At 62.7% G+C, this 20,001-nt stretch carries 20 protein-coding genes and 1 pseudogene; 10 read left to right on the top strand and 11 right to left on the bottom strand.

Annotation, left to right across the window (positions count from 1 at the left end; all coding sequences use genetic code 11):
• Positions 1-24: 24 nt before the first annotated feature.
• The 3 genes from MSPGM_RS06070 to MSPGM_RS06060 form a co-directional block, all read right to left on the bottom strand.
• Positions 25-525 carry a MucR family transcriptional regulator gene (locus MSPGM_RS06070; protein WP_082291596.1) on the bottom strand — a complete coding sequence of 167 codons (501 nt, stop codon included), beginning with the start codon at positions 523-525 and terminating at the stop codon, positions 25-27.
• A gap of 148 nt (positions 526-673) precedes the next feature.
• Positions 674-949 carry a DUF2312 domain-containing protein gene (locus MSPGM_RS06065; RefSeq protein ID WP_209688665.1) on the bottom strand — a complete coding sequence of 92 codons (276 nt, stop codon included), beginning with the start codon at positions 947-949 and terminating at the stop codon, positions 674-676.
• Between the two features lie 425 nt (positions 950-1,374).
• A protein-coding gene (locus tag MSPGM_RS06060) for an IS3-like element ISMex5 family transposase (RefSeq protein WP_209688052.1) occupies positions 1,375-2,558 on the bottom strand; the annotation gives its coding sequence in 2 pieces (ribosomal slippage) (positions 1,375-2,294 and positions 2,294-2,558; 1,185 coding nt in all).
• Between the two features lie 70 nt (positions 2,559-2,628).
• On the opposite strand from MSPGM_RS06060, the pseudogene MSPGM_RS06055 reads away from it, so the two are divergent.
• From MSPGM_RS06055 to MSPGM_RS06025, 7 genes and pseudogenes are all read left to right on the top strand, one after another.
• Positions 2,629-4,422: pseudogene (locus MSPGM_RS06055) on the top strand (ATP-binding protein); the annotation flags it as partial.
• Positions 4,423-5,509: 1,087 nt separating this feature from the next.
• Positions 5,510-6,235: a hypothetical protein gene (locus tag MSPGM_RS06050; protein WP_253389208.1), complete on the top strand. Its 726-nt coding sequence runs from the start codon at positions 5,510-5,512 to the stop codon at positions 6,233-6,235.
• A gap of 114 nt (positions 6,236-6,349) precedes the next feature.
• Positions 6,350-6,772, top strand: coding sequence for a hypothetical protein (locus MSPGM_RS06045; protein ID WP_261926201.1), 423 nt, complete (start codon positions 6,350-6,352; stop codon positions 6,770-6,772).
• The gene (locus MSPGM_RS06040) at positions 6,772-7,146 is read left to right on the top strand and encodes a hypothetical protein (protein WP_082289895.1); all 375 of its coding nucleotides are present in this window, start codon (positions 6,772-6,774) and stop codon (positions 7,144-7,146) included. The genes MSPGM_RS06045 and MSPGM_RS06040 overlap by 1 nt, the downstream gene beginning before the upstream one ends.
• Before the next feature lie 1,216 nt (positions 7,147-8,362).
• Positions 8,363-8,509: a hypothetical protein gene (locus tag MSPGM_RS06035; RefSeq protein ID WP_209688671.1), complete on the top strand. Its 147-nt coding sequence runs from the start codon at positions 8,363-8,365 to the stop codon at positions 8,507-8,509.
• A 110-nt stretch (positions 8,510-8,619) separates the two neighbouring features.
• A complete protein-coding gene (locus tag MSPGM_RS06030; RefSeq protein WP_261926200.1) occupies positions 8,620-9,084 on the top strand; it encodes a MucR family transcriptional regulator in 465 nt (154 codons plus the stop codon).
• A complete protein-coding gene (locus tag MSPGM_RS06025) occupies positions 9,084-9,341 on the top strand; it encodes a hypothetical protein (protein WP_253389211.1) in 258 nt (85 codons plus the stop codon). The genes MSPGM_RS06030 and MSPGM_RS06025 overlap by 1 nt, the downstream gene beginning before the upstream one ends.
• A gap of 19 nt (positions 9,342-9,360) precedes the next feature.
• Here MSPGM_RS06025 and MSPGM_RS06020 read toward each other — a convergent pair whose 3' ends face one another.
• The 4 genes from MSPGM_RS06020 to MSPGM_RS06000 form a co-directional block, all read right to left on the bottom strand.
• The gene (locus tag MSPGM_RS06020) at positions 9,361-9,585 is read right to left on the bottom strand and encodes a hypothetical protein (RefSeq protein WP_128089884.1); all 225 of its coding nucleotides are present in this window, start codon (positions 9,583-9,585) and stop codon (positions 9,361-9,363) included.
• Between the two features lie 683 nt (positions 9,586-10,268).
• Positions 10,269-10,676, bottom strand: a complete 408-nt coding sequence (locus MSPGM_RS06015) for a helix-turn-helix domain-containing protein (protein ID WP_261926199.1) — start codon at positions 10,674-10,676, stop codon at positions 10,269-10,271.
• A 106-nt stretch (positions 10,677-10,782) separates the two neighbouring features.
• The gene (locus MSPGM_RS06010; RefSeq protein WP_082289888.1) at positions 10,783-10,974 is read right to left on the bottom strand and encodes a hypothetical protein; all 192 of its coding nucleotides are present in this window, start codon (positions 10,972-10,974) and stop codon (positions 10,783-10,785) included.
• Positions 10,975-11,190: 216 nt separating this feature from the next.
• On the bottom strand, positions 11,191-11,418 hold the full coding sequence (locus tag MSPGM_RS06000; RefSeq protein WP_209688732.1) for a hypothetical protein: 228 nt from the start codon (positions 11,416-11,418) through the stop codon (positions 11,191-11,193).
• Positions 11,419-11,518: 100 nt separating this feature from the next.
• Between MSPGM_RS06000 and MSPGM_RS05995 the strand changes: the two genes are divergently transcribed.
• Positions 11,519-12,532 (top strand): IS110-like element ISMdi14B family transposase, encoded by a 1,014-nt coding sequence (locus MSPGM_RS05995; protein ID WP_101475451.1) that lies wholly within the window; start codon positions 11,519-11,521, stop codon positions 12,530-12,532.
• A gap of 263 nt (positions 12,533-12,795) precedes the next feature.
• Here MSPGM_RS05995 and MSPGM_RS05990 read toward each other — a convergent pair whose 3' ends face one another.
• Positions 12,796-13,374 (bottom strand): AAA family ATPase, encoded by a 579-nt coding sequence (locus MSPGM_RS05990; protein WP_253389213.1) that lies wholly within the window; start codon positions 13,372-13,374, stop codon positions 12,796-12,798.
• A 955-nt stretch (positions 13,375-14,329) separates the two neighbouring features.
• On the bottom strand, positions 14,330-14,617 hold the full coding sequence (locus MSPGM_RS05985; protein WP_253389214.1) for a hypothetical protein: 288 nt from the start codon (positions 14,615-14,617) through the stop codon (positions 14,330-14,332).
• A gap of 1,674 nt (positions 14,618-16,291) precedes the next feature.
• Here MSPGM_RS05985 and MSPGM_RS05980 point away from each other — a divergent pair.
• A complete protein-coding gene (locus MSPGM_RS05980) occupies positions 16,292-17,473 on the top strand; it encodes a PAS domain-containing protein (RefSeq protein ID WP_209688675.1) in 1,182 nt (393 codons plus the stop codon).
• Positions 17,474-17,793: 320 nt separating this feature from the next.
• On the opposite strand, the gene MSPGM_RS05975 is transcribed toward MSPGM_RS05980, so the two are convergent.
• Positions 17,794-18,558, bottom strand: a complete 765-nt coding sequence (locus MSPGM_RS05975; protein WP_209688676.1) for a Crp/Fnr family transcriptional regulator — start codon at positions 18,556-18,558, stop codon at positions 17,794-17,796.
• A 113-nt stretch (positions 18,559-18,671) separates the two neighbouring features.
• Between MSPGM_RS05975 and MSPGM_RS05970 the strand changes: the two genes are divergently transcribed.
• Positions 18,672-19,466: a Crp/Fnr family transcriptional regulator gene (locus MSPGM_RS05970; protein ID WP_253394290.1), complete on the top strand. Its 795-nt coding sequence runs from the start codon at positions 18,672-18,674 to the stop codon at positions 19,464-19,466.
• Positions 19,467-19,550: 84 nt separating this feature from the next.
• Here the strand turns inward: MSPGM_RS05970 and MSPGM_RS05965 are convergent, their stop codons facing one another.
• A complete protein-coding gene (locus MSPGM_RS05965) occupies positions 19,551-19,706 on the bottom strand; it encodes a hypothetical protein (RefSeq protein ID WP_209688677.1) in 156 nt (51 codons plus the stop codon).
• Positions 19,707-20,001: the final 295 nt, after the last annotated feature.

Below are 20,001 nucleotides of genomic sequence, written 5' to 3'. Positions count from 1 at the left end.
CCGAGCCCTGTCTCACGTTAGGTCTTAGGCTGGTTCGGCGACTTTGCGAGGCCGACCAGCACGCTTCGACTTAGAGGCCGGCGTTGGCTCAGGCTCGGGCGCAGGCGCCGGCTCGACTTTCTTGCGCTGATTGCCCAGGCCAAGCTGTTTAGCCAATGCCGAGCGAGTCGCTGAGTAGTTCGCGGACACTGAGGGATAGTCACTCGGCAATCCATAGCGGGTGCGGTACTCGTCAACCGAGAGACCATGCACGGTGAGATGCCGCTTTAGGGTGCGATACGGCTTGCCATCGACGAACGAGATCAGCGCGTCCGGCGTGATCGATTTCTTGATCTGCGCCGGCGTCGGCTTCTCGATCTCACTACCGGCTTCGGCAGAGGATGTCGCCAACAGGCTCGCAAACGCACCATGCACCTGAACGAGCAGGTTCGGCAGTTCGCTTGCTGGAACGGAGTTGTTGCTGACGAAGGCGGCGACGATATCTGCCGTCATCGTCAGCAGATCGGGCGATGTGCTGTCTTCCATAGTGATTTGCTCCTTACAAAGGCAGCACTTTCACGGCACCCGCCGTAGCGCAACACTACGACGCGAACATAGTTGTATGAGGCGGTCGCTTCTGCTGGCTAGAATTTCGGCGGGCTGCAGCGGAAGGGCTGCCACCCACCTGGAAGCGTCAGGCTGCTCGGGCCACCGGCGCAGGAGCATCCATGGCGCGCAGGTAAACCTCCATCAGGCTCTCCTGCTCGTCGCGCTCGTCCTTGTCCTGCTTGCGAAGCTTCAAGATCTCCTTGAGCACCTTCACATCGAGGCCTTCGCCCTTGGCCTCGGCGAAAATCTCCTTCTTGGCCTCCATCAAATCCTTGATCTCCTCTTCGATGCGCTCGACGCGTTCGATGATGGAGCGGATTCGCTCGCCTGCGACGCCTACCGTGTCCGTGGTGTCGGTCATGCCTTCCTCGTGCTCACTGGCCGCGTGCAGTCTCGCGGCTGATGGTAAGCGGGGCGTTAAGGCTGAAATTCCTGCAGACGGTCCAGCATCAAGGCCGCGCGCTTTGCTGAGCAAGCAGCGTGCGGGTTGATCTCATAGGGCGCCACCCGACGAATCCGGTCGTGCGGCAGGCCGCGGCGGCGCTTAGCGGCCTGCTCAGGCCCATCGCAGAACCGACGCTTTGGACTTCAAGCCGTTCGTAGAAGTGCGCTCTCCTATGCAGACACCTGCAGGCGTGTCTGGCAGATCAAGATGATTGGGGTGACGTGCAACGGCGTGATAGAGTGACGGAATGCGTTCCTGGTTCTGGCTTCCTGTTCTGCTTCTCGTCACGCCAGCCGACGCTGAGCCGTGATCGGCCCCCACGCGGTGGTCCAAGTTCTAAGTTAGTGCAGGGTCGGCCTTTGCTCCACGGGTCGCTTGGCCGGCGGAGCCGACCGAGTGAGCGCAGCCGGCCAAGCGGTGAAGGCCGGCACGAACACCTCCGGGGCCGGTGGTCGGTAGCCGAGCGAGGCGTGCGGGCGCACGCTGTTGTAGTGTAGACGCCAACTCTCGATCACGATCTGCGCCTCCTTGAGCGTGTAGAAGATCTCACCGTTCAAAAGCTCGTCCCGTAGTCGTGCGTTGAAGCTCTCGACGTAACCGTTCTCCCATGGCGAGCCGGGTGCGATGTAGGCTGTTCTGGCGCCGACACCGGTGATCCAGGCCTGCACGGACTTGGCGATGAACTCCGGACCGTTGTCCGAGCGGATATGGCTGGGCACGCCGCGCAGGATGAACAGGTCGGACAGCACGTCGATCACGTCCGCCGCCTTCAGCTTGCGTGCGACGCGGATCGCTAGGCACTCCCGCGTGAACTCATCGACCACGTTCAGCATCCGGAACTTGCGGCCCTCGTGCGTGCGGGCTTCGACAAAGTCGTAGGACCAGACGTGATCGCGACGCTCCGCCCGCAATCGCAGGCAGGAACCATCCCCGTCCCAGATGCGGCCGCGCTTGGGCTGCCGAGACGGGACCTTCAGCCCCTCGCGCCGCCAGATCCGTTCGACCCGCTTGTCGTTGACGAACCAGCCCGCCGCCTTCAGCAATGCACCGATCTTCCGGTAGCCGTAGCGCCCGTACTGGCGAGCCAGTTCCACGAGGTCGGCTGTCAGCGCGGCCTCATCCTCTCTTCCCCGCGGCACCTTGCGCTGCGTCGAGCGATGCTGCCCGAGCGCCCGACAGGCGCGGCGCTCGGAGACGTCTAGGACGTTCATGACATGCGCGATGCAGGCGCGTCGGCGCGCGGGGCTGGTCAGTTTCCCCGAGCGGCCTCCTGCAGGATCAGCTTGTCGAGGGTGAGATCCGCAATCGCCTTGCGCAGCCGCTGGTTCTCAACCTCCAGGTCCTTCATCCGTCGAACCTGATCGCTCTTCAGGCCGCCGTACTCCTTGCGCCAGCGGTAGTAGGTCACTTCCGTCACGCCGATGGCCCGGATCGCCTCCGCCACGCTCTGGCCCTGCGAGACCAGAACATCCACCTGCCGCAGCTTGGCGACCACGTCTTCCGGCTTGTGCCGCTTCGTTCCCATCTGTCCGTCCTCATCTGGCTCAAAAGCCATACCTCAGGGCGGACCACTTCAGTGGGGGCGGATCAACCAGGCCCAGCGCCTGCTATTTGGTCCGCTCAAGCCGAGCAGCGGCATGGCCCTCGCCTCGGCAGCCGGTATCCTGGGCTCCGCCATGGGGCTCCTCCTCCAAGACCTTGAAAACAGATGGCTGCGACGCCTCGGGGGGCTCGCAGCCGTGTTCGGCTTTGTCGTCGCCGCCGTCGGCCTCCTCGGCTATGGCTACGGTCTAGGCGTGCTCCACCAGAGCGGCCCCTTCTCCCGAATGGCGCTCGTTACCGCCATCACCCTGGGCATTCTCTCCGCCGGCATCATTCTCAGCCGACCCAGCCGACCATGGGTAGCAGCGGTGCTTGGGGGTGGCGATGCCGCGACCCTGACGCGACACCTCCTCCCATCCGTAGTGCTCGCACCCCTTATCCTTGGGTGGCTGGTGCTCCAGGGGTTCCGCGCCGGCTACATCGAGGCCGAGACCGGGATGGCCGTCCTAGTCATCCTCCTGGTGCTCTGGCTCGCCGGCCTGACCATACGTCTGGCGCACAGCATCGACCGGCGTGCGGCAACTGAACGGAAGCTGCGTGACACCCTCCAGGACATGAACGAAGCCCTGGAACGGCGCGTTGCGGAGCGGACGCGCGAACTCACGGCTGCCCAAGACGCGCTGGTGCAGTCGCAGAAGATGGAGGCCATCGGCCAGTTGACCGGGGGGGTCGCGCATGACTTCAATAATTTGTTGACCATTATCCGCTCTTCTGTCGAGTTCCTGCGCCGCCCCGACCTGCCGGAGGAGCGCAGGCGCCGCTACATGGATGCGGTTTCAGACACGGTGACGCGGGCCGCGAAGCTGACCGGGCAACTGCTGGCCTTCGCGCGGCGACAGGCGCTCAGGCCAGAGGTATTCGACGCTGGGGCACGTATCCGCGCGATTGCCGAGATGCTCGATTCCCTCACCGGCGCGCGCGTCCGCATCGTTACGCACCTGCCTAGCGACCCTTGTTACGTACGGGCGGACGCGAGCCAGTTTGAGACGGCCCTGGTCAACCTCGCGGTAAATGCACGTGACGCAATGGAGGGTGAGGGCGCACTGACGATCCGCCTAGCCTGCGGCCGAGCCATGCCGGCGATCCGCGGGCATGCAGGCTCGGCGACGCCCTTCGTCTCGGTTGAGGTTACAGATACCGGCTCTGGCATTGCGCGGGAGCACCTCACGCAAGTCTTCGAACCCTTTTTCACCACGAAGGAGGTCGGCAAGGGCACCGGGATCGGCCTAAGCCAGGTCATCGGCTTCACCAAGCAGTCCGGGGGCGACGTCGACGTGACGAGCGTGGTTGGGCGAGGCACCACGTTCACGCTCTACCTCCCCCAGGCCGACGCTGAGGGGAACGGAACGATGGGCGATCCGGAACCGGAAGGGCCGGCCATTGAGATGGCCGACAAGTGCGTCCTGGTAGTGGAGGATAACGTCGAAGTCGGTCGTTTCTGCGCGCAGATCCTGCATGACCTAGGCTACGGCACGGTGCTCGCGCAATCGGGCGAGGCGGCACTCGCTGAGATCGAGGCGGTGCCCTTCCGATTTGATGCGGTGTTCTCGGACGTTGTCATGCCCGGTATGGGCGGAATCGAATTGGCCAAGCGGCTGCGGGAGCTCCATCCGGAGCTGCCGGTGATCCTCACCACTGGCTACAGCCACGTCCTAGCCCAGGACGATGGCCACGGCTTCGAGCTCGTGCGGAAGCCCTACTCAGCCGAAGAAATTAGCAAGGCGCTTTCGTGGGCAACAAGGCGTAAGCTGAAGGTCCCTCCGGCAACACTCGTTAGCGGCGCCTGAGAGATTCCTGCTTCATACGCGAAATTACGGGTTTCCTCCGCTCGCATGGAGGCATCGAAGCTCTACTGATTTCAGTGTCGCAGATCGCTCTGTTTAACGCACCCGGGCACTCGGCATCGACCGCATTAATGGGCCACAACATGCTGATGTCGTGACCGCCGCTCAAAGGTCCGCTTCTTCCTACCAAGCGGACGTCTCGGCCGGCAGGCTTGAGGGTCTGCAAGGGGTCAAAAGTTCACTCCCCCGCTTCTGCTTCCAATGAGCTTCGAAGCCCTTGCGGGGCCACTGGAGCATGTTCGACCCCGTTCAGCGAGCAGAGCACATGTTCTCAAGTTCTTAGAATGGTGCCGGTTACGTCAGGGCTCTGTACATAGCGATTCAACCTCCCGCTTGTGCATGACGCCATCGTATCCTGGGCAGCCGGTGAGCGCGCCGTCGCGGATTTCGCGCACGGCGAACAGCACGATCGCCGGGGCGCGCTCAGGTGTGAGCGAAGCGTGAGTATGGCGGACCACCGATCGGGGGAATGACAGCCCGCCAACTGCTGGCCAGACAGGGTCAGCGCAGCAGGAACAACTTATGCGCTCGGACAACTCGGCACATAAGCGCAATCCGCAATATCTGGTTGAGCAATATCCCCCCGCGCTGGTCGTGCCCTTGCCTGGCTGTCACGCCCCTGATTCGGCTTAGCGAGGCGTAGAACAGCGGGCCGGTACTGAAGAGGGGGGGGCGGCACCGACCCGCCGGCCGTGTACCGCGGGTGTCGGAGGAGACCACGGCGCAACGACAGAAATTAATGGAACGCGACCAGCAGGCGTTCAAGCCGAGCGTGCGGCTTACCTCGATCAGGCACCAAGGTGGTCACGCCTGAGCAAGGCCCAAGATCAGTGGGCCGGTGTTGCCCCATCAGAGCGCCCCTTCAACACCAGCCCACTGTCTGCGCCTGCAATGACGCGGCGAGCATCTGCAGGCGCGGTCATTCGTGCCGATTGCCCCTGGAGCGCTCAAGCTGCTCCTTAGAGGTACTTCGATAGTATTGCCCGAGCCAGCCGGGCCCGCCGCGCATCTCCACATCAGAACCATCACCATGACCCGTGTGCTTCTGCTCGCGGCGCTGGCGCTCGCCTGTGTCGCGTCTCCCGCCCTGGCCTTCGAACTGGTGCCAGGCCCATCCCGAAGTGGTGGAACGATCTCTCTGGTCGGCGGCACCGTCTCCCTGTTCGATGCCGCTATCTCCATGCGTCGGGCGCGGCTCGGTTTGGCCGTGTCGGCGTTCGGCGTCTTCGTCGCCATGACCGGCGCGTCAATCGCCGCCGAACTCGGGACCATCGGCGACAAGGCCGTGATCCTGCCCTGGGGCGATTGGCTCGTCGCGCTGGCGGTGTCTCTGCGCGAGCCGATCCTCACCATCCTCCTGCCGATCATCGCGGCCTACATCATCCAGGCCATCCGCAAGGTCTACCCGTGGGCGGCCCTGTTCCTGTCGCAGCGGCGGGTCGAGATGATGCTCGAGGCGGCCGTCGACTTCGGCCTCGACGCCGTGAACGGAGCGGCCAAGGGCAAGACGCTCTCGGTCAACGTGGCAGTGCCGGTGATCGCCAAGGGCACGCAGTACGTCATCGACACGGCCCCGCCTGCGGTCATCAAGGCGGCCGGCGGCGCGGACGGCATCGCGGCCCGGATCTTCCGCAAGCTCGACCTGGACGACCACGCCAGCGAGGCGGCTGTGCTCGTCCCGGCGCAGGAGCAGGTGGCCGACGGCACGGCGGACGCCGACGAGCTGCGACGCATGGACGAGATGACCCGGCGATAGGCAGGAGGGGCGCATGCCCGGCTCAAACGGGGGAGCGCGCCGGCCGCTCCTGCCCATGCACTCCGCCGGCCCGTACAGCACCTATCGCCTGTTCGAATGGTGCTGGCGACGATGATGGTGCTGATCGCCTTCACCCTCGCCATGCCGGGCGACACGATGGAGCGAAACGCGCTGAAGCCGATCGCAGAGATGGGGTTCAGCGAGGCCAACATGGCGCTGCTTTTCGGTTGCGCCGGGAGCGTGCGGGTGATGGCGCTCTTCCTGAATGGCTACATCAACAACGTCCGCGTCGGGCCGAAAGGCGCCTATGCGCGGGCCGCCGGCGCGGGTGTCGGCTGCCTCATCATGGGCCAGTTCGCCATGGCCTTAATCTATGATGCCTTCAATGTGGCACACGCACCGAGCTTCGTCATCCCGGTGTTCGGCACGCTGGCCGGGTTCGAGGCCATTTCCGTCTACATCGCCGTACTGGACAGCGTGTCGCGCAAGAGCCGGATCGGCAAGGCACTGGCGGCACTTGAGGAGGTTCGGGGCTGATGGATTGGCTCACCTTTCTCAAAGACGTGATCGCGACCCAGCAGTTTCTCCAGATCTTCGTCGGCGGCTGCACCATGATGCTGATCGGCTGGATGGTGACTCGGGCGAAAGGCGATCGCGACCACCTACCACCGCCGGCTCCGGTCGGCATCGCCGACGTGCCGCCGCCCTTCCTGCAGGGGCCCCGCGAGGCAGTCGACCTGATGCGCGAACTGCGCGACCTCGCCCGCCGCCAAACCGAGGATATCGGCCGGATGGCGGAATGCCTCCGCATCATCCGAGAGGAGACGAAGCGGCAGACCGAGATCCTGGGGCTGATCGAGCGCGAGCAGGCGATCGAGAACCGGGCCCATCACGAGCGGGATCGGTCGTGAGCCCCTGCTTCATCGCGATCACCCTGACCGGCATGCTCGCGAGCGGAAAGCCGGCCAAGGACACCTGCGCCTGCTTTTTCATCGGGTGCTGCTGGCCCCGATGAGCCGTGGGCCGATTTCAAGGTGTGCGCGCAGTAGGCGGGGCTACCTGAGGACACTCGGGCGGAGGTGGGCTTTTGCGGCCTTCAGGGGGATCACAGGGAGGTGAGGCAGGTATGCCGGCCGTATCCCTGCTGGTGCTGCTGGTGTCACTGGTCATGTGGATCACTAGGGCCCCAACCGCGGTCACAGCGAACAGAATTACCGCGAGTAAGGCGATGAGGCGGAAGCGGTCCATGGTGGCACTCATGTGCTGCTGCGATACTCGACGTATTCACCGGCGCCCATCCGCTGTTCCCGATTGCCGCATTACGACAGCTGCGACGGCGGAACTCCGTGTCGTGATCGAGCCGGACCGGCGTCAGCATGCGCGTCGTGAGATCACCATCGGGCCGCTGACGACGTTCGCTCGGGAGACGCCGGAGGAAGTAGTTCGGGCGCCGTGCGTGGAGCGTGGGCCGCATTAGCTGCGCCATGATCGTGACGCCTCACATCAGCCAAGCCCGATTTCACAGCGCCGCGATCTCACCGCGTCAGCCGGCATCTTACTTTGACCGATGCGCCCAAGTCTTCAATTAGCTCAGCGGAGATCATCGCTGCATTCTTGCTCGCTGCATACTTCAAGCAAGACTCTCTATGCCCAAGGTATATTTCTGGTTTATTCCACGTTATGTCTTTCTCGACAATTTCCTGAGCAAATACCGATCCAGGAACCAGCAGAAAAATTACGGAAAGGGGTATCGCTTTCATGGCAATGCGCCTCTTGGCTCAGCTAGACATAGGAGTCCTCTATCAACTCATACCCAGCTGCCGATAGTGAAAACACGCTTAGGCACGACTCGATACGGAGTCATATCTGCAGAACTACCCGACTGCGGGCATCGGCCAACCTGATGGCTGATCACCAGCGGGCTTGAAGAAAATGACTTGCCCCGCCCGGCTCAGCCGCGGCGGGGTTTTTCGTTACGGTCTACCGCCCCGAAATACGCCTGCAACCCGCTCCAACGGCACTACTGGCCGATCACGCGGGCGCAGAACGTGGTGAACTTCCAGATCGAGCGGAAGCCGTAAGGCCGGCTGGCGCCGAAGAGCGTCACGCTTGACGGTTTGGCCCCTCATGAGCCGCCGCCGGTACCCGCGCCGCTGCATCGCCCTGTGCGAGCGCGAAATCCACCTCGACCGCATCGGCGGCTCCATCGTCGTTGATCGCCGGCCCGCAGGCACTCCGCCGGATTGCGTGCCGATCTGGCTGTTCGAGAAGTGAGCCTGCTTCCTTTCGACGGAGGACACCCTACCCCGTTTGGGGGATAGATAATGTATGACCTATTTATTTAAGGTTATATTTGGCGATTACAATAAAGCTGGAGTGCAGCTTTGATTAGAAACTCATATTCGTCCATCGCTTCGGCTGAGCCTGTCAATCTAACGATCATGATTGCTTCGACCTATGTACGAAACCATACGTTAGATGCGGCAGATTTGCCTGGCCTTATTCAGGGAATATACTCGGCGCTTGCTGGATTGAAGGCGAAACCGGAATCTCATGCGGCGCCGAAGGTTCAGGGGCCAACGGCTAGACAAATCCGGCGATCGATTTCGCCCAAGGGATTGATCTCGTTTATCGACGGCGCGCCGTACATGATGCTGAAGCGGCACCTTCGTCGGCATGGGCTAGATCCAGACAGCTACCGCGCCCGCTATGGCTTGCCGGCAGACTATCCCATGGTGGCGCCGAGCTATTCGGAGCGCCGGTCGAGAATCGCCTGTTCCTCCGGCCTGCCGCATCGGCGCCGGAAATGGCCGGCGAAGGCTGATGTGGGAACCACATCCGGAGCCTGATGCTCGCATTGCCGGATGGACTTGGCCCACGGCGCTCCACCGTCCCGTCGCCCTGCGCCGACGTCGAACTCTGGCTGAAGGATGCACATGCCTGCCTGTTCATCTGGCCGAGCACGCGCATCAGCCCGGTAGTTACCGATCCGGGTAACCGGCCGCACGCCCGCTCAGAGATCACCATCGGACTGCTGACGACGTTCGCTCGAGAGACGCCGGAGGAGGTGATGCGGTCGCCGTGCGTGGAGCAGGACTCGCCGTAACGTGTCTCACCAGTGCACTTCACTCCTGCCGGCTTTGCTCCGATCTGGTCTGGCTCAGCGCTATTAGTGCGCCGAACGCGCCGCCCGCCGATCCAAGAACGCCTGCCAGCGCGACGGCAACGGGAGGGATTGGCGCAATCTGCTGCGGCCACAGCAGCCAAAGAGTGCCGAGGGCGATGAGCCCACAGCACACGCCGCTCAGCAGAGCCATGATGACACGACGTTTGACGAGTTGTTTGGTCATCCCGTCGCATCTAGGGCGCGCGGGGGTTTAATCGCGTCCTGGGCGTCATCATCGCCACCCGGCCAGACATTGGCCCGGCGATCGAGCGCACCCGGCCCTACATCGGCGATTGGTGGCGGACGGGGTCGCTTCCGTTTGGAGGGGCTGCGCCGGGATGAGGCAACCCATCCTAACAATTAGTTGCACCATGGCGGTGTTGCCAACTCAAGCTAGCGGCCGATTTGCGGCACATCCTCTTACGCGGGAATTGCATCGTTGGCCCAAGCATCTGACCCCGGTGGGGCCGGAAACGAAACGGACCCCCTCGTCGCCATCTTCAGGCTCTGCACTGAAGCCGCGCAAATCATTGATCCGGCCGAGACGCCTCACATCCACGAGGCGATGCAGGAGCTTTTGAAGGAGATCGGAATGGAGATGGGGCGGCGCTTGAACGCTCGCCTTCACTGATCGCAGCCCATCATCTACCGCCTACGTCGAGCCCGTTCTCAATCAGGCGCCTCCTCGCCCGGCTCAGCCGCAGCAGTGTTTTTAGTTTCAGGCACCCTTCGCCGCCGTGAGCATCCGCTTCCGCACCTCGGCCATGCGGTCGTATCGGTTCACCTCGCATGGCTTCGTGACCCGAGCTGAGGGGATCTCCGTCCTCTCGACGTTCGCCGGGGCCGTGAACTCGTAGCCCTACTGGATCAGGCGCCCTGATCCTGCTCCATGCGAGAGGCGCTGCGAACGAGGGCCAGAACCTCGCGGCGTAGCTGGTCATTCTCAATCGTGATGAAGGCGTTCAGCAGATCGATGGCGCCCGGGACACGCAGAAAGCCGAACGCTTCTGTCTTCTCCTGTGCGGCGGCGTTATCCCCTTCCTCAAAAAAGACGGAGACCGGCACCCCAAGTACCCGAGCGATGACACTCAGCCGGCCGGCGCCGACGCGGTTCGTGCCGTTCTCATATTTCTGGATCTGCTGGAACGTCACGCCGATGGCGACGCCGAGCGCAGTTTGCGAGAGGCCCCTGGACTTGCGCATGGTCTGGATGCGCAGGCCGACAATAACGTCCTCCTTGGTTACCCGCTTCGGCGATACACTTGGGTCGTCCATGGGTTCATGCTCTGCGTTGCGACGCGGCGGGGCAACTTGATTGCGACCCGATCGCCGTCAGCAACTCATACGAGAGCTTTTCCGTTGCGGCGTCTGATCGCGCCCCTCAGATGACCGCCGTGAGCATCTGCTTCCGAACTTCGGCCATGCGGTCGTCATCGCTAGCGCCTGTCGCCATGGCCTCACGTCCGACGGCCTCGTAGATCTCCCGTACGGTCTCCTCGTCCAGGCCGAGGCCCTGCGCGAACCGGAGCAAGCCGCGCAGCTCCGCGGCGGATTGATCGGTGGTCTCGCTCATCGGCCTACCGGACCGCGATCTCGCGCTCGCCAACGACAACCTTCGCCGGTTCGGTCGGGTGACGCTCTACGATGCGCTGGATCCCGAAGGGTCGCAGCTTATCCAAGACGCATTGCTTCCGGTCATCAGCGCGGACCAGCAGGTCGGCCAGATCCTTCCCGCCGCCGCTGATGGCTGCGGCGTTGCCGTTGTCGATCTCGATGATGGTGCGCATGGTCAGGCCGCCTGCAAACTCTCGGCGAAATCGTCCGGCACCTCGCCGAACTGCCCAAGGATCGTCGCGCTCTTGAGTTCGCCGGTCTCGTCGTCGGCCACGATCTGCAAGGCGGCCGTTCCCGGCATGCGCGCGGCCATCGCCTCGGCCCGCTTCAGCGCTGCGCTGCTCGTCGTCGAAACCCGCCGATCGCCACCCGCCTCACAACGGCAGTGAATCACCTCGTAAATGCCGCTGCAACAGCCGAGTTTTTCAACATCGGGTAATGGGCGGCAGCTCTTCTGCGGAAGTCGATAGGATCGGCTCCGCTGCCGGAAGAGGAGGCTGATTATGGAGTATTTCGCTGGCCTAGATGTCTCGATGGAGGAGACGCACGTCTGCGTGGTCGACCGCGACGGAGTAGTTACCCATCAGGCGAAGGTGGCCTCTACGCCTGCCGACATCGCGCAGGAACTCGCGAAGGCGCCTGCCTGCCGTCGGGTTGTGTTCGAGACAGGCCGGATGGCTCCAATGCTGTTCCACGGCTTGGCCGACCATGGTGTGCCGGTCGTCTGCGTCGAGAGCCGGCAGGCTTACCAAGCCTTGAAGTCGCTTACGACGCACAAGACCGACCGGAACGATGCGCGCGGTCTGGCTCATCTGGCACGAACAGGCTTCTTCAAGCCGGTGCACGTGAAGTCGCTGCCGGCACACGCCGTGAGGTCGTTGATCATCGCGCGCAAGAAGCTGGTCGGCCAGCGGGTCACGCTGGAGAACCAGATCCGCGGTCTTGCCGTCGTGTTCGGGGTGCGGCTACCGCGGGCGCTCAGCCCTGCGTTCATCGAGCAGGCTCTGCGTTCGAGCGAGGGGATCGCTGGACTGTCCGCCGCCATGCGCGGCCTGATCGGAGCACGAGCTGCCGTGCTGGCAGCTGTCGCCGCCATCGATGCAGATATCAAGCGGATGGTCCGAGCCTCAGATGCCTGCCGGCGGTTGATGACGATCCCGGGCGTCGGTCAACTCACCGCGCTCGCTTTCACGGCAGCCGTCGATGATCCTGAGCGCTTCAGGCGCTCCCGCGACGTCGGTCCGTATCTTGGCCTTGTTCCGCGACGCTACCAATCGGGCGAGGTCGACTACACCGGTAGCATCTCGAAGTGCGGCGACCGGCGGGTCAGAACGCTGCTGTACGAAGCCGCCAACGTGATGCTGACGCGCTGCAGGCAGCCCCTGAAGCTGAAGGCTTGGGCTCTGGCCATCGCGAAGCGCTCTACGATGCGCAAGGCCCGCATCGCTCTCGCGCGCCGGCTAGCGATCATCATGCACGCGATGCTGCGGCAGGGCACCGAGTTCCGACCTGCGTAGCGGCTGACATCACCGGACAGGAGGCCGAACCGAGCTCCCGAGCGGGAGCGACGCCCGAGGGAGGGAGCAGAAGATGGCGCCGATTCTGTAGCATGCGGCCTTGCGCCGACTGCGCTTTCAACCGAGCCGCTTTGCACCCAGCTGACCCCATCAAGTGCCGCACGAGCACGTAGAGAACGCAGGCACCCGAAAGCGTCGAACGCTCTGGATTGAGCTGCCGCCCATTGACTCATTAGAGAACAAAATCGGTCGAAAGAAGCCCATCACTCGAGCTGTGCGAACAGCCGAACCCTGTCGCCCACAGCCAGGGTGACCCCGAACTTGCGTCCGACGTTGTCAGTCGCCTGGACGAGATGATCCGGGCCGATGAGTTCGCCCGCCTTCCTCTTCCGGCCGCGGATCGCACTCGCCAGCATCAGCGCATCGGCGTTGGGCGGAGCGCTCACCGATAGGCTGTAGGTCGGATCGTTGGCGTGCTCGGCATGTCGCTCGGTCCAAAAGTCGGCGACCACCTCCGCAACCGTTGCGGGCGAGCCGGGCACGAGCCGCGCAGTTCCGTCGCGTCGCTTGCGCAACAGCGCTTCTACCGCCCGCCCCTGCCGGAACATGCCGGTCGTCTCACGCTCGCCCTGCTCTCTCTGACGAGCAGTCGTCAGGATCTCGGGGATCGCTTCCTTACCCAGCGCCTCCCAAAGCAGCTCGATGACCGGGCCGGTCGCCACGGAGGAGCACTGGCGCGGGTCCCCCACCGCCAGAATCCAGAACCTCCCGTTGGCGGTGCCTACCCGCTTCACGACATCGCCCGCACCTCCCCCTCCGAGGCCTTGCCCGGCCTCGAACACGAATGACCCCACCGCGGCTGAACCAGGCGAGGCTCGGGAGACACCTGCTTGAGAACGGGCCTGACGTAGGCGGCAGATGATGGGCTGCGATCAGTGAAGGCGAGCGTTCAAGCGCCGCCCCATCTCCATTCCGATCTCCTTCAAAAGCTCCTGCATCGCCTCGTGGATGTGAGGCGTCTCGGCCGGATCAATGATTTGCGCGGCTTCAGTGCAGAGCCTGAAGATGGCGACGAGGGGGTCCGTTTCGTTTCCGGCCCCACCGGGGTCAGATGCTTGGGCCAACGATGCAATTCCCGCGTAAGAGGATGTGCCGCAAATCGGCCGCTAGCTTGAGTTGGCAACACCGCCCTGGTGCAACTAATTGTTAGGATGGGTTGCCTCATCCCGGCGCAGCCCCTCCAAACGGAAGCGACCCCGTCCGCCACCAATCGCCGATGTAAGGCCGCGTGCGCTCGGTCTCTGGGTCAACGTCCGGCTGGGTCGCGCACGGAAAACTCCGCCGTGGCCGAACCGGGCGGAGCCATCCCTTTAGTGGCGATTCTCCTGCGCCAAATCAAAACCGCGTTAGAGCCCCTTTCTCCGATGGATTGTAGGTCCGTTGAGCCGCAAAAAGTGGCCATGAAACAACCTATGTCACTCGGCGATATCCTCGTACTCATCGGCGCTGGCACCGTTCTTGGAGGCTTGGCCCTTCACATTCTGCGTAGCGCCCCTGCATGGGTAGGCGCATGAAAAACCCCACCGCGGCGCGCCGAGGTGGGGCAAGTCCGGTATCGAAGCCCGCTGGAGGGCGGGCATGAGGTAGACGGGCGGCGGTCGGTAGATAGTCCGCCCCTCCAAACGGAAGCGCCCCCGCCCGCTGCCAATCCCATATAACTGGCCGGTCTGCGCAGTAGCGGAAAAACCCTACCGCGGCTGAGCCGGGCGGGGCTGAAAATGTTCGGTGGGATAGAGCTTAGTTGCCGGGGCCGCTCCCACTGCCGCCGCCGCCACTGCCCTGGGGCACGGCTCGTTCGGGTTGATTGGCGTTGCCGCCGGCCGCGGAGTTGTTGGTGATGGTGTCCGCGCCCGTGGCGCCCCGAGAAATCGTGACGCCTCGGTCGCGTCCGCCGGTTACGCTACCATCGTCCGTAACGATGGCTCCCGATCCGGATCGCGTCTGCGCGCCCGCGGAGATGGGGAGAGAGGCAAAGCCTGCGACCGCCAGCGCTAGTCCGCAGGCGGCGGTGAGAACGGTTTTCATATTTGATCCTAAAAGTTACGTGCGCAAACAACCCGCAGAGGTGATGTCGTATCCAGGCATGCGACGAAGGCGACAGCGGACGAAGTTGAAGCCAAATGCGCCGGCGTCGAGCTGACCGACAATTTCTTTCCCTTGGCCCTACACTCCGGGCGGCGATTCTCTCAATACATGCCCTCCGCTCCACCTCCTCCGCGGCTCTCGCACGAACGTCTTAATCGGACCGCTTCGAGGATGGCCTCGCCCGGGCTACCGTCCTATTATGTCCCGTTACCGCCGTCTCGTTGACCCCGCTGTTCTCACGCTGATCGTGTCGTTGGTCGTAGGAAGCCTCTGGCTGGGCACCCACCAACAGGATAGCCACTTTGGTGCCGGGTTCGTCCTCGGGCTGATTGCCGGCGGCTCACTGGCCTTCATGGTGCTCGGGTCGCGACGGGAGCGCAGTTAATGCCCCGCTGCTCGGTCTTCTTCTGCGCTGCTGTCGTCCTGCTTACCGTCTATCTCGTGTGGTCGCATTTTCACGACGGTGAACCGTCGGAATGGGGAGGGTCAATCACGGAGCAGCAGGCTCGGTGAACGGCACAGACCAGCGGTGGGCGGATCAGCTCAACACCTTAGGGGCCCGCGCTCCACGCACCTGCGCGTACCACTTCCTTCGGCGTCTCTCCGGTAAACGTTGTGACCGGCCCGATGGTGATCTCGGATCGCGCGCGATAGCTCGTTTAGGTCGGCGCACGAAAAACCCGGCTTCGGCTGAGCCGGGTGGGGCAAGTCAAGTATCGAGATGGAAGAGCCCGCTGGAGGGCGGGCATAAGGTAGACGGGTGACTGCGCCGCTCAGTCCTGCAGCCGTGCTCCGCGCTCCACGCGCGACCTCCTCAGGCGACTCGTGGGCCTGACCCACACACAACTTGATGTTTCTGCCCCGGCTTTGCGGCCTCGCGGCTGCCTTGTGGCTACGGTAGTCCAGCACGAAATTGCGCCGGTGCTCAGCGACTGTGTCGTCGACAGCGCCCGTACCGTGCACTGTGAGCGCGGCCTCGTTGGCGTAGAGAGATGGTCCGACCCAGCTCGATCAGGATCACGCCCTCGCTGGGGCCAGCCACGACCTGCCGCATCTGGGTCTGTCTCACGTGCCCTGCTAGGCCTCCGCCGTCTGAAACGACAACGCCGCCGCGTCGGCGAAAGCTCACGACGATGGTCCAGGTAGGGAAAATGCAGACTTCCCCCGCAAGCTGGAGCGCAGGGCGGTGCGCCATGTTCAGAACCCGTTGTTGGAGTGTCTGAAATCGGCTCGGCGATCAGGGCGTCATGTCGTTGAAGAAGCAGGAACCGCAGGCCTATTTAAGTGGTGTCGATGTGCCCCAGCAAGCCTCACGGGTCTAAGCCTTGTTGGCCGAAACAGCGCGGGAAGCAGTCACTCGCGTCGTGAGTGTAGCGGAGGCGGGCGCGAGCCGAGCCTCATCCCGACCGCAGCTCTTTGATCTGCGAGTCGAAATAGTTTGAACTTTCTAGCCGGCTTATACCTATCACTATACAGTTTTGATGGCGACGTATCCTTTAGAAGGCGAGTATGCAAACACAGGTTAATTTATGAATATTGTTTCCAAAAAGGCATCTAATGTTGTAGAAATGCTCCTGTTCCTTTTTAGGGTGCTCCTGCCTCGACACTCCCATCGTGCAATTCAGCAAAATACAGGCACTAGCTATGGTCGCAGAACCGTTATGGAGCCGCCTTGCTTTGGCGGCATCCCCTTCGCTGCAAGGGTATGCTTTACCTCCTCATCGCCCGCTTCAAACGCATTCATTGTTCGCTCATGGAACAACCGAGGCGGCCAGACAAAGCCTGTGGTCTGTAGATAAGTTGAGCCGCTGCATCGTCGAGGCGAGCCCGGATTGCATTGAGGTGCTCGACCCGCAGGGTAACCTCCAGCTCGCCAATCCGACCGCTCTCCGCCAGCTGCGTAGCGGCAGCACTTCCGAGAACGAGGGTGAACCTTGGTTGCTCTCTTGGTCTGACGAGGCTCAAGAGACTGTCATGGCCGGGCTCCAGGCCGCACGGGAGACGGGTGCAACACGCTTCAGTCAGTGGCGTCCAGGTACCTCAGGGGAGATGCGCTGCTGGGACGTGGCGATCTCGCGCATGCTGGACGATGATGGCGAGTTGATCGGCTTGCTAGCCTCTTCGCGCGATATCACCGCTCTGGTTCAGGCGAAGACGGAGCACGAACTGTACAACAGGGAGCTGATCCATAGGCAGAAAAACCTCTTCGCTCTAGTCAACGGCCTCGTTACCCTCTCGGCGCGTAGCCAGCCGTTGGTGCAGCCGTACGCAAGCACCTTGCGCGATCGTTTCACCAGTCTGGCACGAGCGTTGGAATATCTGCATCCATCACGGCTGAGCAGTGTGGCGCCACCTCCCATCCAGACCTTGCAGGCTCTGCTACGCACACTGCTGGTGCCCTACGAGGGCAAAGAAAGCGCACAGCGGCGCTTCAAACTCTTTGACGGCGCGGATATTCGAATCCGCGACACGGCAGTGACAGGTCTCGCACTAGTCACCCACGAGCTGGCGACTAACGCAATCAAGTATGGTGCGCTGTCAAGTAAAAATGGCTCCGTGAGCTTAAGCTGCCGCCGCTACGACAAAAGTATTAGCTTGATTTGGTGCGAGAACGGTGGGCCCTTGATCAGGCAAACTCCAGAGCATGCTGGCTTTGGTTCAATCTTGGTGCAACGCAACGTCGAAGGCCAGCTCGGCGGCAGGATTACCTATCGCTGGAAGCCGAAAGGGCTGCGCGTGCTCATTTCGATGCCAAGGGATGTGTTGATGCAGACTGAAGCAACCGCTGAAGGCTAATAACTATTTTTCGTCTATTTACGACAAATCTGATCCTGATAGTGCAGGTTAGGCTCTAGGCTTTAGGCGCTGACGCATCCAACGTGTTGCATCCTCCAAGGTGTTGAAGGGCGGCGGCCTTAGACCGTACAGGCGGCCGAGGCCAACTTCTAGGAACCAGCCGCCATTACTCTCATGCTCAGGGCTGTCAAGGTGGACCAAAACTCCAACGAGCATCCCGTTGGCTAGTACCAATCGCCCATCCCGGTCGGCGCTGCTGGTGTCGACAGCGATAGGTTGCAGAACGACCAACGTCTCGACGTTGCGCTGATCATCCAAGGCTAGCTGCTCCGAGCTTGGTTTAGCCACGTTAAGTTGCGGCGATCCCTCCAGCGCGTGTTCATAAGGTGAAGGTAGTTCGGATTGAAACCGCAATAGCTCTTCAGCTGCTCGACATCGTGGATGGTCAAGGTGCGATGCTTGAGTGTGATCAGACCTGCGCCCCTCAGCTCGCGGTAGGTCCGGTTCACATGTACGCTGGACAGGCCCATCGTGTCGGCGATGTCGGTCTGCGTAAAAGGAAACTCGTAGCTGATGTCCGTGGCGCAGCCCACGGCGCCCAAGCGCACCAGCAACTCGCACAGAAGATGAGCGATGCGCTCGTCGGCCTGCCGACCGCCTAGGTTGACCAGCCACTCGCGCAGCACCGCCTCGTCCACCAAGTTGCACCACCAGAGCGCGCGGGTGATGCGCGGGTGGTTCGCGGTGATGTCCTCAATGGCTTGGCGCGGGATGTCGACTACCTGACACGTCGAGATCGTTCCGATGGAATGGTCCATCTGATCGAGGATGAAGACGTTCAAGTCGCAGAAATCGCCCGGCACCAGGAAGGCCATGATCTGGCGCTGGCCATTGGGCAGCACCTTGTAGCGGCAGGCGAAGCCGTCGAGGATGAGGTGGACGTTTTCTGGAGGGTCCCCCTCGTGGATCAGATCGACGCGGGCCCCTACCTGACGGACCTTGGTAACCAGCCCGCTCAGCGCCCATCGATCCTGATCGGACAGCTCCTCGTAGCCCTCGAGCTTGCGGATCAATGCTTGCTTCATCGAAGGTACCGTATCCGACAGATACCAATTCGTATGTTAGGAATGCGACACTCACCCCGTCAAATGATGAGTTCTTGCGATGTTTCTCGCTTGCGCGTAGGAGAAGGCATCGCTTGCTGACGCATCTGGGCGCAGGCGACCGAGGGTTCGAGAACTCCCGCCCTGCATTGGACGGGATCATGTCTCCGCCTTTTACCTCAACCTACGCGAATCGCCTGCTGCAAGCATTTGCACTCGCCGGCTTAGCTTCGCTTGAGCCGCACCTCAAGCTCGTGACGCTCGCCTTGGGTGAGGTGTTGATCAGGGCTGACACGCCCATCGCCTACGTGCACTTCGTCGAACGCGGGATCGTCTCGCTTGTTGCGGTAGCCCGTGACGGTGAGCAGATCGAAACGGGTCTCGTCGGTTGCGAAGGAATGGTTGGCATTCCGGTTCTGCTGGGTGCGGAGAGCACCCCGAACGAAGCTCGGGTGCAGGCGGCTGGGCTGGCTTACGCGATGCATGTCGAGGCCTTTCGCGATGTGCTGCGGTGCAGCCCGGTGCTGCACGAACACCTCCTGCGCTACGCTCAGGTCCTCAACACGCAGGTGGCCTGTACCGCGCTCGCGAACGGCCGATACAAGGTCGGGCAACGCCTCGCACGCTGGCTCCTGATGTGCCACGATCGAACCGAGGGCGACACACTGCCGACGACCCACCGCTTTCTCTCGCTGATGCTGGGGGTGAACCGACCCGGCCTCACGACGGCAGTGGCGGCTCTTGAGCGTGCAGGCATCATTGCGACCAGGCGTGGCACCATCACCATCTGCGACCGTGACGCGCTCTTGGTGGAGGCTGGCGCAGCCTACGGCGTGCCGGAAGCCGAATATGAGCGGCTGATCGAAGGAACGGTCAAGCCCGCACAATGATCGCCGAGCCTACGGTTTGAACTTGTAGAGTTTCGCCTCAGGATTGTTTGGGGTTGCAGCATTGCGTGGCGCAGCTTCTAACCATCACGGCGGTGGAGCGGCTTCGAGTAGCTTCGGCGACATCGCCGCCAGAGCCAAGAGAGGTGCCGGCATGACGACGCCGGCCCGGCGCATGTTCTGCGCGAGCGCCCGGCAAGCCTGAAGGTCGTTGGCCTGGGCAGCACTATCAATCTGCGTCACGTTCTCAGCCGAGGGCTTCGGTGCCTCCGAATCCGCGGCAAGGCTGTTCCGTTCCGGTCCTGATGCCGTTGCGGTGGAGCCTGCAGGCGCTGCCATGTTCTGAGATGTGCCTTGTGGCCCGGCGGCACCCGGTCCCGAAGCCGTGATTTGTCCACTTTGCCCTGAACTGCTCTGAGGCGTATTATCTGCCACAGGTTTCGCAGACACGTCGTCGCTCCGCCTCGCCGTCACTGCTGTTGCCAGTTGCGGTGGGGTCTCGGCAGCCTTCGTAACAGTTTCGGGTCGACGCGCAAAA

It is taken from the genome of Methylorubrum sp. GM97, assembly GCF_024347855.1.
Taxonomy (GTDB): Bacteria; Pseudomonadota; Alphaproteobacteria; order Rhizobiales; family Beijerinckiaceae; genus Methylobacterium; species Methylobacterium extorquens.
This window is presented reverse-complemented; position numbering and strand designations above follow the sequence as displayed.